Source organism: Escherichia sp. R1, assembly GCF_003000935.1.
GTDB lineage: Bacteria > Pseudomonadota > Gammaproteobacteria > Enterobacterales > Enterobacteriaceae > Escherichia > Escherichia coli.
This window is the reverse complement of record NZ_PSRU01000006.1, coordinates 29,442-40,874: the sequence shown is the minus strand read 5'-3', so window position 1 is coordinate 40,874 and position 11,433 is coordinate 29,442. Positions and strand designations below refer to the sequence as shown.

16 protein-coding genes and 1 pseudogene are annotated in these 11,433 nt (G+C 52.1%); 16 read left to right on the top strand and 1 reads right to left on the bottom strand.

The window, feature by feature from the left end:
* The first annotated feature begins 5 nt into the window (after window positions 1–5).
* The 15 genes from C4F37_RS09060 (at window position 6) to C4F37_RS08990 (ending at window position 10,238) form a co-directional block, all read left to right on the top strand.
* Complete coding sequence (locus C4F37_RS09060) at window positions 6–305, top strand: DUF4222 domain-containing protein (protein WP_000770179.1); 300 nt, start codon at window positions 6–8, stop codon at window positions 303–305.
* Window positions 302–2,056, top strand: coding sequence for a DNA primase family protein (locus C4F37_RS09055; protein WP_000761836.1), 1,755 nt, complete (start codon window positions 302–304; stop codon window positions 2,054–2,056). The genes C4F37_RS09060 and C4F37_RS09055 overlap by 4 nt, the downstream gene beginning before the upstream one ends.
* A gap of 288 nt (window positions 2,057–2,344) precedes the next feature.
* Window positions 2,345–2,623, top strand: coding sequence for a hypothetical protein (locus C4F37_RS09050; protein ID WP_000557476.1), 279 nt, complete (start codon window positions 2,345–2,347; stop codon window positions 2,621–2,623).
* On the top strand, window positions 2,620–3,030 hold the full coding sequence (locus C4F37_RS09045; protein ID WP_000126693.1) for a single-stranded DNA-binding protein: 411 nt from the start codon (window positions 2,620–2,622) through the stop codon (window positions 3,028–3,030). Before C4F37_RS09050 ends, C4F37_RS09045 begins: the two co-directional genes overlap by 4 nt.
* Window positions 3,031–3,042: 12 nt before the next feature.
* The gene (locus C4F37_RS09040; protein WP_000233313.1) at window positions 3,043–3,315 is read left to right on the top strand and encodes a PerC family transcriptional regulator; all 273 of its coding nucleotides are present in this window, start codon (window positions 3,043–3,045) and stop codon (window positions 3,313–3,315) included.
* Window positions 3,316–3,602: 287 nt separating this feature from the next.
* A complete protein-coding gene (locus C4F37_RS09035; protein WP_001137337.1) occupies window positions 3,603–4,760 on the top strand; it encodes a phage major capsid protein in 1,158 nt (385 codons plus the stop codon).
* A 39-nt stretch (window positions 4,761–4,799) separates the two neighbouring features.
* Entirely contained in the window at window positions 4,800–5,372 is a 573-nt protein-coding gene (locus tag C4F37_RS09030) for an HK97 family phage prohead protease (protein WP_000504056.1), read from the top strand.
* Between the two features lies 1 nt (window position 5,373).
* Window positions 5,374–6,585 carry a phage portal protein gene (locus C4F37_RS09025; RefSeq protein ID WP_000267605.1) on the top strand — a complete coding sequence of 404 codons (1,212 nt, stop codon included), beginning with the start codon at window positions 5,374–5,376 and terminating at the stop codon, window positions 6,583–6,585.
* Entirely contained in the window at window positions 6,582–6,920 is a 339-nt protein-coding gene (locus C4F37_RS09020; protein WP_001020662.1) for a phage head closure protein, read from the top strand. The genes C4F37_RS09025 and C4F37_RS09020 overlap by 4 nt, the downstream gene beginning before the upstream one ends.
* On the top strand, window positions 6,917–7,213 hold the full coding sequence (locus tag C4F37_RS09015) for a head-tail connector protein (RefSeq protein ID WP_000134109.1): 297 nt from the start codon (window positions 6,917–6,919) through the stop codon (window positions 7,211–7,213). Before C4F37_RS09020 ends, C4F37_RS09015 begins: the two co-directional genes overlap by 4 nt.
* On the top strand, window positions 7,213–7,653 hold the full coding sequence (locus tag C4F37_RS09010) for an HNH endonuclease signature motif containing protein (RefSeq protein WP_001145905.1): 441 nt from the start codon (window positions 7,213–7,215) through the stop codon (window positions 7,651–7,653). The genes C4F37_RS09015 and C4F37_RS09010 overlap by 1 nt, the downstream gene beginning before the upstream one ends.
* Window positions 7,637–7,819: a hypothetical protein gene (locus tag C4F37_RS27535; protein ID WP_000174068.1), complete on the top strand. Its 183-nt coding sequence runs from the start codon at window positions 7,637–7,639 to the stop codon at window positions 7,817–7,819. The genes C4F37_RS09010 and C4F37_RS27535 overlap by 17 nt, the downstream gene beginning before the upstream one ends.
* A 122-nt stretch (window positions 7,820–7,941) precedes the next feature.
* Window positions 7,942–8,298, top strand: coding sequence for a phage terminase small subunit P27 family (locus tag C4F37_RS09000; RefSeq protein ID WP_000113645.1), 357 nt, complete (start codon window positions 7,942–7,944; stop codon window positions 8,296–8,298).
* A complete protein-coding gene (locus C4F37_RS08995) occupies window positions 8,282–9,943 on the top strand; it encodes a terminase large subunit (protein WP_001560954.1) in 1,662 nt (553 codons plus the stop codon). Before C4F37_RS09000 ends, C4F37_RS08995 begins: the two co-directional genes overlap by 17 nt.
* Before the next feature lie 13 nt (window positions 9,944–9,956).
* Complete coding sequence (locus tag C4F37_RS08990) at window positions 9,957–10,238, top strand: hypothetical protein (protein ID WP_000133423.1); 282 nt, start codon at window positions 9,957–9,959, stop codon at window positions 10,236–10,238.
* Window positions 10,239–10,957: 719 nt separating this feature from the next.
* Here the strand turns inward: C4F37_RS08990 and C4F37_RS27530 are convergent.
* A pseudogene (locus tag C4F37_RS27530) lies at window positions 10,958–11,101 on the bottom strand (pheromone autoinducer 2 transporter); the annotation flags it as partial.
* Between the two features lie 134 nt (window positions 11,102–11,235).
* On the opposite strand from C4F37_RS27530, the gene C4F37_RS28385 reads away from it, so the two are divergent.
* Window positions 11,236–11,406: a protein YdgV gene (locus C4F37_RS28385; RefSeq protein WP_001334396.1), complete on the top strand. Its 171-nt coding sequence runs from the start codon at window positions 11,236–11,238 to the stop codon at window positions 11,404–11,406.
* The last annotated feature ends 27 nt before the right edge of the window (window positions 11,407–11,433 follow it).

Genomic DNA, 11,433 nt, shown 5'->3' with positions numbered 1-11,433 from the left:
AAATAATGAAACTTAAATATTCTGGCTTAACTGCCAGTGGCAACACTCACCCTAAATTTACGCGCGGCGATATTTACCGCGACCAGTACGGCGGCACGGTAATGATTAAGGGCGTGGAAGAACGGCGCGTAACCTACCGCCGTGAAGGTTACGAATATGATTGCGTGATGCCTGTTTATCAGTTCCGGCGTGATTTTTCTCTGGTACAGACCGCGCCGCATAACGTGTCCACCAGCAACGCCAGGGCACGGGCAAACATCCAGAAGCTGAAAACCATGATTAACGGATTCAGGGGTAAAAAATGAAACTGGCACCGAACGTAAAACAGCAGTCACGCGGCATAAAACACAAAGAAACAGAAGTCATTATTTTTGCGGGTAGTGATGCCTGGTCACACGCAAAACAATGGCAGGAACATGACGCGCGTATGGCCGGAGATAATGAGCCTCCTGTGTGGCTTGGGGAGCAGCAGTTATCCGAACTGGATAAGCTGCAAATTGTGCCGGAAGGCAGAAAATCCGTGCGCATATTCAGGGCCGGATATCTTGCGCCAGTAATGATAAAGGCGATTGGTCAGAAGCTGGCGGCGGCAGGCGTACAGGATGCAAATTTTTACCCTGATGGTATGCACGGTCAGAAGGTGGAGAACTGGCGCGAATATCTGGCCCGTGAGCGCCAGAATCTTTCTGATGGTCTGGTCATTGAGCTTCCGGTAAAGCAAAAGGCGCAACTTTCGCAGATGGCGGACAGTGAGCGCGCGCAGCTGCTTGCCGATCGCTTTGATGGCGTTTGCGTACATCCTGAAAGTGAAATCGTTCACGTATGGCGCGGCGGGGTATGGTGTCCGGTCAGCACAATGGAACTTAGCCGCGAAATGGTGGCGATCTATTCAGAGCACAGGGCCACTTTCAGCAAGCGCGTAATCAATAACGCCGTGGAAGCGTTAAAAGTTATTGCCGAACCAATGGGCGAGCCGTCCGGCGATTTGTTGCCGTTCGCCAATGGTGCGCTTGACCTGAAAACGGGGGAATTTTCCCCGCACACGCCGGAGAACTGGATCACCACGCACAACGGCATTGAGTACACGCCACCAGCACCAGGGGAGAACATCCGCGATAACGCGCCAAACTTTCATAAATGGCTTGAGCACGCAGCCGGAAAAGACCCGCGCAAGATGATGCGTATATGTGCCGCGCTGTACATGATTATGGCGAACCGGTACGACTGGCAGATGTTTATTGAGGCCACCGGAGACGGCGGGAGCGGTAAAAGTACATTCACACACATAGCCAGCCTTCTGGCAGGGAAACAGAACACGGTAAGCGCTGAAATGACATCGCTTGATGATGCTGGTGGACGTGCGCAGGTTGTCGGGAGTCGTCTTATCGTCCTGGCTGACCAGCCGAAATATACAGGCGAAGGAACGGGCATCAAGAAAATCACGGGCGGTGACCCCGTGGAAATTAACCCGAAATACGAAAAGCGTTTCACGGCGGTAATCAGGGCGGTGGTGCTGGCGACCAACAATAACCCGATGATATTCACCGAACGGGCCGGAGGTGTGGCACGTCGTCGCGTGATTTTCCGTTTCGACAATATCGTCAGTGAGGCCGAAAAAGACAGGGAGCTACCGGAAAAGATCGCGGCTGAAATCCCTGTCATTATCCGCCGATTGCTGGCGAACTTTACCGACCCTGAGAAGGCACGGGCTTTACTACTGGAACAGCGTGACGGTGATGAAGCTCTGGCAATAAAGCAACAGACGGATCCGGTTATTGAGTTTTGCCAGTTCCTGAATTTTCTGGAGGAAGCACGCGGCCTGATGATGGGCGGCGGTGGCGATTCAGTGAAGTACACGACCAGAAACAGCCTTTACCGCGTCTATCTGGCGTTTATGGCGTACGCAGGCAGGAGCAAACCGCTAAACGTAAATGACTTTGGCAAGGCTATGAAGCCAGCCGCGAAAGTTTACGGACATGAATATATTACGCGGAAAGTTAAGGGAGTAACGCAGACTAACGCAATAACAACAGACGAGTGCGACGCGTTTTTATAATTTTTTGTAATTGCTGTCTACCCTGTCTACCTGAGTAAAGAAAAATACATTTAATTCAGTGCATTAAGTTAGGTAGATAACCTTTTTTTACTGTCTACCCACTATCTACCCTCTCTACCTGATTTTACCTGAATCAGACAGGGAGGTAGACACGGGGTAGATAGTGGATAAAAGCACTCTACCCCGCTGAAAGCCGCGCCATTACTGGTATGAGGGCCACTAAGGTAGATAAGGTAGACAAGGGGAGGCACAACTCAAAACTTTTTAAACGAGGGGGTAAAAATAAATATGCACACTTCAGGGAAATTTAATAAATCACTCAAAAAACGCAGAGACAGAACAGAACCGAAATATCGCGCGTTAGACATGACAGAGCACGCTTTAAAGGTGGCAATCAGAACGATAGACCGCCACGCGGGGGAAGGATACGCGAAAGCACATCCCGAACTGATAAGCGCATTCATGACCACGACGGCGGCAAATTTTGCCACGCTGACAGAGCGGGAGATTGCCGAAGCGGAACAGGTAACAACCATCAACGTTAAAACCGGAGAGGTGGAATCATGACAGCACAGATAGCAGCTTACGGGCGGCTGGTGGACGACCCGCAGGTAAAACAGACCAGCAAGGGTACACCGATGACGCTGGCGCGTATGGCGGTATCGCTGCCATGCAGCCAGGCACAGGATGGACAGGCGACGTTATGGCTATCGGTCATCGCATTTGGTAAGCAGGCCGACTTCCTGGCTAAACATCAAAAAGGCGACGTTGCCAGCGTATCCGGCACGATGCAGGTCAGCCAGTGGACCGGACAGAACGGGGAAACGCGGCAGGGTTATCAGGTTATTGCAGACAGCGTAATCAGTGCCCGTGCGGCACGTCCTGGTGGGAGCCGACGCAAGACCACAGGCACACAGGGTAATCAGCCACCAGCGGGAGGCGATGACCCTTACGGTGATGATATTCCGTTCTGAGGGGTGGGGACGATGGTACATGACCGCATAGCGGAAGAACTGGAGGCGAAAGGCTTTTACCGGAGAGCGTCGGCGCGATGGGGTGAAGTCATGCAACTGGTGGAGACAGACAAGGAACGGCATCACATCACGATGCGACGGCTGGAATGTTCCAGGAAGGCACAGAGGCCACCGGAGCCGCCGGATAACTACGGAGACCTGAAAAAGGCGGTCGATCGCACTTATGCCGAAATGGGTATGGATGGTGCTGGTAATGAAATATGGCGAAATTACCAGGACAGATAATCACACAGCCGGAGCAATCCGGCTTTTTGTCATGTTTTGTAAATTATTTGTTCGTGGTTGTTCCACGTTGTTCACTGAGCGGATCGGCATATTTTACCCGAACTGAATCATGATTATTCTCGCCCGTGGTGCCAGGACGCTGGGGCCACTTTTCCGCCTGTTAATGTTCTCGCCAATATTCATTACCAGGCGGGAAAACGATCGGTGCGATTGCTGATTTCCTTATGAAAAACGGTTGAGTTTTTGCCGCGTCCTGGAGTTCCTTACTTAACCCCAGGACTTTTTTTATGCCGAGAATAATCGAATTACGCCAGCAGAAAACCGCCATTAAAAATCAGATGCGCGACATGCTGGAGAACGCGGAAAAAGAAAACCGCAGTCTTAACGATGCTGAGGGCGCAAAATTTGACGAATTACGCGCTAAAGCTGAATCCCTCGATAAAGACATTTCCCGCCTTGAAGCCATTGCAGACGAAGAGCGCAGCAAGCCAGGTAAAAGCAGTCAGACCACTGACCCAGCCGAACTACGTCACTACATTCTGACAGGTGAAACCCGCGCATTAAGTACAGGCGTTCCCGCTGATGGTGGTTATACCGTTATCCCCGAACTGAACACCGAAATCATGCGAATGCTGACGGATGAATCCACCATGCGCCGCATCTGTACCGTGAAGAAAATCAGCAGCAACGAGTTTAAGCAGCTTGTTTCCGCTGGCGGTGCGACCGTTAACCACGGTGAAGAGGGTAAGGCACGCGAACAGACCAGCACCCCGCAGATTAACGAGGTGAGCATTAAGCTGTATCCGGTCTATGCGTACCCGCGCACCACGCAGGAAATCGTGGATTTTTCCGATGTGGACATCCTTTCATGGCTGACGGGCGAGATTGGCGACAACTTCACGGAAACCGAAGAAAGCGATCTGGTTGTGGGCGACGGTGACAAAAAAGCAAAAGGCTTTTTATCCGTACCCCGTGCAGAGAAGAACGACAAAGAGCGTGATTTTGGTACGTTGCAGGTAATTAAACCTTCCGAATCTCTGGCGTGGACATCTGCGGACCCGCTGATCGACCTGAAATTTGCATTACGTAAAAAATACCGCAAAAACGCGGTCTGGGTGGTTAACTCCACGACGGCGGCAAAACTTCAGAAGGTGAAGAACGCGAACGGTGATTACATCTGGCGCGACCGTTTACAGGCGGGTGATCCTGATACGTTACTGGGCCTTCCGGTCGAATATCTGGAGTTTATGCCGGATAACGTTATTGCCCTGGGTGACTTCAAACGCGGTTACTACATTGTTGATCACGAAACAGGTGTTCGCACCAGACCGGACAACCTCACAGAGCCGGGCTTCATCAAAATTTTCACGCAGAAATATTTAGGCGGTGGCGTGGTGGATTCGAACGCGATCAAGATTCTGGAACTGCCACAGGACGACGATTAACAGCATACAGAAGGGGCTTAAAAGCCCCTTTAGTGTTTTATGGGTGAAAAAATTATGAAGAGTATGGAAATCCGGTCATCGGAAATCACTACCAGCGGAGCCGGTACGCTGACGGGCTACGTTGTTCGCTGGGATAAGCTTTCAGAACTGCTATGGGGGGAGTTTTACGAAAAATTCCAGCGGGGGGCGTTTACTGAGTGGCTTGCGGCGGGTAATGACGTTCGCGGCCTGTATGAGCATGACCACAGCATGTTACTGGGGCGCACCCGTTCCGGCACGCTGAAACTGGAAGAGGACGAAACAGGGTTACGCTTTGAACTGACCCCACCGGATACCAGTACAGGGCGCGACGTTATCGAACTGGTTAAGCGTGGGGACATCTCGGGGATGAGCTTTGGCTTTCGCTCCCGTAAGGATGTATGGGATACCACAACAGATCCATGCGTGCGCACCGTGCTGGTGGCGGAACTGTACGAAATTACCGTTACATCGGTACCGGCTTACCCCGATTCCGGCGTGGAGCTGGCCCGCCGTTCCCTGTATGAGCAGCACCCCGAAAAAATGCCGCGTGCGGATAATCGCCGCTGGTGGGTGGATTTAGCGGGGGTGTGATATGTGGCCTTTCAGAAGAAAAAAAGAGCAGCGCAGCATGACGCTGGATGAATTTATGGCGCTGGCTGGCACATCGAACACGGGGGCGGGTGAGTACGTATCATCGGGGACAGCGGAATCACTGCCCGCCGTCATGAACGCCGTGACGGTCATCTCTGAGGCGGTGGCTACCATGCCGTGTTACCTGTACCTGGTACGCAATGAGAAGGGGAAGGAGGCCCGCGAGTGGCTTGATTCTCATCCGGTCGATCACATCCTCAACGAGCGCCCGAACGCATGGCAAACCCCCTACCAGTTTAAGCGAATGATGATCCGCCACTGCCTGTTAAACGGTAATGCTTATGCGGTGATTCAGTGGGGGCGTGATGGTTTTCCGGCGGCTTTACATCCTTACCCGCCGCAGTCGGTGAACGTGGAGCAGACAGGCGAACACAACTGGCGCTACTGCATCACTGACGCCTACACCGGAAACACCCGCAACTATTTACCGTGGGAAGTACTTCACCTTCGTTACTCCACGGATGACGGCTTTATGGGGCGCTCACCTGTAACCATCTGCCGCGAATCGCTGGGGCTTGGGCTGGCCCAACAACGCCACGGCGCGAGCGTGATGCGTGATGGCATGATGGCGGCAGGGGTTATCACGTCAGGCGAATGGCTGGACGGCGTGAAGGGCAAACAGGCATTAGCCGCACTGGAACGCTACAAAGGGGCCAGAAACGCCGGAAAAACGCCCATCCTTGAAGGGGGTATGAGCTATCAGCAGCTGGGCATGAGTAATCAGGATGCTGAATGGCTGGCCTCCCGTCGCTTCACCATTGAAGACATCGCCCGAATGTTCAACGTCTCGCCGATTTTTTTGCAGGAATACAGCAACAGCACCTACAGCAATTTCAGCGAGGCAAGCCGCGCATTTCTCACCATGACGATGCGCCCGTGGCTGGCGAACTTTGAGCAGCAGATAAAAAACGCCCTGCTGGTGGCCTCGCCTGTACCTGGTATCCGGTATCAGGTGGAGTTTGACAGCGCGGACCTGTTACGGGCCACACCTGGCGAACGCTTTGCCACCTATGAGCGCGGCATCAAATCCGGCGTTATGTGTCCGAACGAAGCCCGCGAACGTGAAGGTCTGTCACCGCGTGATGGTGGTGATGAGTTCAGCCAGGCATGGAAACAGGAAGTAAAAATCAGCGAGGGAGAAAAACCGGAATGAACATAGGGCGACTGCGTGACAGGATAACGATTCAGACCCTGAAACAGACCAGGGATATAACCGGCGAAATACTCGAAACGTGGGAGGACGGTCACACACTCTGGGCAAGCGTGAACATGGTCAGCAGCAAGGAGGCCATTTCATCGGGCGCAGAGCTGGCGATTGGTACCGTAAGGATCTGGATACGGTACCGGAAGGACATCAACGCCACCAGCCGGATAAAGGTCAGTACGGGGCCGCTGGCGGGGCGTGTACTGAATATCATCGGGCAGCCGCTGCCGGATGCCGCCAGGACACGCCTTGAAATTCTTTGTCGTGAGGGCGCGGAAAAATGACAGAAGAACTTATCACCCTGGAAGAAGTGAAACTCCATTGCCGCATCGATGGCGACGATGAAGACCAGTTAATCAGCGGATACATTGCCGCATCGCTTGAGGCGTGCCAGATACACATAGGCAGGCGCTTTGATGACGGGCTGGAGTTCACGCCAGCCATAAAGATTGGCTGCATGATGTTTATCGCTCACCTGTATGAAAATCGCCAGATTGTCGCGGATAACGCAAAAACACGCGTACCCATGACGATAGGCGCACTCTGGACGGCTTACCGTGATGTGGGGGTGTACTGATGCCGTGGCAACCATTAAGACGATGCACAGAACCAGGCTGTAACAGGCGCGTTAAATCCGGCAAGTGTGAGGAGCACAGGCGGGCGGCATGGCGTGCAGAGGATGCCAGACGAGGACACCGCCGCGCGCGTGGATATTCCAGACAGTGGGACAAATACCGCGCCATGTATCTGAGTAAAAACCCGTTATGCGTGCGATGCCTTGAGAAGGGGATATATACGCCCGCCGTGGTGGTGGATCACATTATCCCGATTAATGGCGGTGATGATGTTCTCTTCTGGCCCGAATGGAACCATCAACCATTGTGCCAGGCGTGTCATAACCAGAAAACGAAATGGCTTGATCCGGCAACAAAAAGCAAGCGTGCCGCAGGTGGATTTCGTGAAGAGGAAGAACGGGCCGCTAACCGCAATAACTGGATGTATGACGCTGATGAATGAGCGGGAACAAAACCGCCTTATCCGTGGACTTATAAGGCAGCGTGACGCATGGAAGACACAGGAAACAGGGCATAAAGATAAAGCGTCAGGACGCGCAGAACGCATCACAGCGAAGCGATTAACCGACCGTGACCGCGAGGTTATGGAATGTTTCCGCAATCGCTGATGAGGCTGTATGACGGGGTGGGGGGCGTTTTCAGGACAAACCCGACCCCGCCGGGCACCGAACGCCTCCTCAAATTTTTATGCACGGGAATTTTTTGAAAAATAATCTGACGAAAAATAAGCATGGCAAGACCACCGAAAGCCCCCGCCTACCTGGATGACATCGCCGTGAAGCAGTGGCGGGAAAAATCGCGGCAGCTTGCGGAACGGGGAGACCTGACCCCCGCCGACTGGAGCAATCTGGAACTGTATTGTGTCAACTACTCCATTTACCGGAAAGCCGTCGCAGACCTTGCGGCGCGCGGGTTCAGCATTGTTAACAGTCAGGGCGGCGAGAGCAGAAACCCCGCATTAAGCGCGAAATCAGACGCTGAAAGGGTGATGATAAAAATGGCCTCCTTGCTCGGTTTTGACCCGATAAGCCGCCGTAAAAACCCACCGGAAACAGAAGAAGAGGACGAGCTTGACCGCCTGGAATAAGTACGCAGAAGACGTAAAAACGGGCAAAATTCCGGCCTGTAAACGGCTGAAACAGGCCGTTAAACGGTACTTTTCGGACCTTAAAAGCCCCCTTTACACGTTCGATCGTGAGGTTGTGGAGCGGTTTATTGCCTTTTCCAGGGTGTGCCCGCACGTAAAAGGACCGATGCGTGGCAGACCCATTGAGCTGGAGCCGTGGCAGCAGTTCGCCTTTGCGTGCATCCTCGGCTTTAAGGTTAAGGCCACCGGACGGCGCAAATACACGAGCGCCTTTATCGAAGTGCCGCGCAAAAATGCGAAATCCACGACCGCCGCGATTCTGGCTAACTGGTTTCTGATTATGGAGAACGGTCAGCAGGATATCTACACCGCAGCGGTGAGCCGTGACCAGGCGCGGATCGTCTTTGATGATGCGCGTCAGATGTGCCTTTTATCCCGACCGTTACGCAGGCGGGTGAATATTCAGGCGCATAAGGTGATACACCCGAAAAGCAACAGCCTGTTAAAGCCGCTGGCAGCAAAAGCGGCAACCATCGAGGGAACAAACCCCAGCCTTTCCATCGTGGACGAATACCACTTGCACCCCGATAACGGCGTTTATTCCGCGCTTGAGCTGGGGATGGGCGCACGTCCCGAAGGGCTGTTATTTGCCATTACCACATCAGGCAGCAACGTCGTTTCAGCCTGTAAGCAGCACTATGATTATTGCTGCCAGATCCTGGACGGCGAAGAGGTTAACGATTCAATTTTTGTACTGATTTACGAACTGGACGACGAAAACGAGGTTGATGATCCGGCGATGTGGATAAAGGCGAACCCTAATATTGATGTTTCCGTCGATCGTGAAAAACTGGCCTCAACCATCCAGAAAGCGCGGGGTATTCCGTCGCAGTGGGTGGAGATGATGACAAAGCGATTTAATATCTGGTGCCAGGGGGCTACCCCGTGGATGGGTAACGGCGCATGGGCTGAGTGTGCCGGAACGTTCACGGAGGAAGATTTACACGGCCAGGAGTGTTACGCGGGGCTGGACTTATCATCAACCAGCGATATTTCCAGCGTGTGCTATGCCTTTCCGGTCGGTAAAACCATTATGCTGGTTTCCCGTCACTATCTGCCGGAATTTCAGCTACAGAACCCCGCCAATAAAAACCGCGCCATCTATCGTCAGTGGGCTAAAGCAGGCTGGATACGCACAACGCCTGGCGACTGCATTGATTACGACCGGATCAGAGATGACATCATGCAGGACGCGGAGAAATTTAATATCAGGCTGGTGGGCTTTGATACGTGGAACGCCACGCATCTCAGAACGCAATTACAGGGGGCAGGTTTTGAGGTGGAGCCGTTCCCGCAAACCTACCTCAGATTCAGTCCGGCGGCGAAATCGTTCGAAGTTTTTGTTAACCGCAGGGTGATTGTGCATCGTGGCGATCCGGTGTTGTCCTGGTCGATGAGTAACGTCGTGATGCAGAGTGACGCGAACGCCAATATCAAGCCGAACAAGAAAAAATCACCGAACAAGATAGACCCGAGCGTGGCGGCGCTGATGGCGTTTGGTACATTCCAGGCAGAGCATGAGGATTTTGCTTTTGATATAAGCGACAGCCACCGCCAGAAACTGGAAGAATTTAGCGGGGTGTAATGAGGTCAGCAGCATGACAGAAGCCGAAATAACGGGATTAATCCGCCGCGTTGCCGGAATCAGCCAGCAGGCTGACGAACAGGCCACGCAGCCGGACAGCGTGACAGCCGAAAACTATGCGCGTGTTGTTGCTGAGGTGATGCGCCGTGATGGTATAGAACTTAATGGCGTGGATATGCGCAACATACGAACCAGAGTTCTTGAGTTGCTGGCCTACCGTCGCCGCGTGGAGATGTATCGGGAGAAGGAGAAAATAACGTACCACTGGAAGAAGCCGGAGCGGTTGCGGCGGTAACTGGTTGATATTCCCGACGGCCCAAAAATGGGTTGGCTACACCCCTCACAACTACGACATTTTCGCAGTTTAATTAATGGTCAGCTTAATCGCTAACCCGCTGATATTTTCGGAAACCTCAATTTGAGGAAGTCGGCGCGGTAACTCGCTGAACTTTAAGCAAAGCGCAAAATTGCGCTTGCTGAATAATCATTATGATTACGCAGATGATTAAGGAATGACCGAAGGCGGAAATTCGCCTGTGGTTAATGGGGGAGTTGCAGATCTGCAACTCGACCATGAAACTACGGAAACTACCCGTAGTTTGGGTAGTAAGAGTAACACCCAGATTTTGGGGCTTACTCGTGATACCCAAATTTGGGGTATCAGTGGCAACCATAACGACTTTCGTTACGGTTGATGCTTTTACCCCATTGGGGGAAAGGTATTACGATAATCATAACACCTACCGAACAGGTAAAGCCCACCAGCCTGATTAACGTTTAACCGGAAAAAAATTCCGGTAGGTGGGGATCCCCATATCGACATTAACGCCCCTCATGAATTGGTGTGCTTCCCCCTGGAAAGATGATCCGCCTGTATATTTCTTGTGTCTATTTGTTCCACGTTGTTTCATACAGTGCACCGAACGGTGTAGTCACTGGTGTAGTCATTTTGCGATTTTTGGCACTTTTTGCGGTGTTAATTATTTAATTAAATCAATGTGTTATGCGAAATAAGTTATATATAACAGCAATAAATAATGCGAGAATAAACGGCACGATGATCTCGGCGGCAAAACGGATACCGCAGAGAATAATGACCAGCATTCCCAACATAATGACGATTTTTAGGCCATTGAGCGTGATGATCGGCTTTGCCATGCTTGTCCCCGTTTTTTCTTCCTTTGCTAATAATAATGTCTTTTTCGCTCCGTCATCATAACGAAAATCAAACCGCTCAGGTAAAGAAGTGAAAATATTTTGAGTTAATTCTTAAGCTATGATACAAATCAGGCGTGTTCAACTACCGAGGACAATTATCATCCGCGAGGACGAGAAGCAACACTGCGGATAATTGTAATATTATGGACAATTTGTTCAGGACGTTATTTTCTACATTTACCCATCTTCGTACCTCATCCACTATCTTGCTCGTAGGTGAGCAGCACTGGCGCAACGCGCTTTAGTCCTTTCTTCTGCCAAAGCTTGCGCTA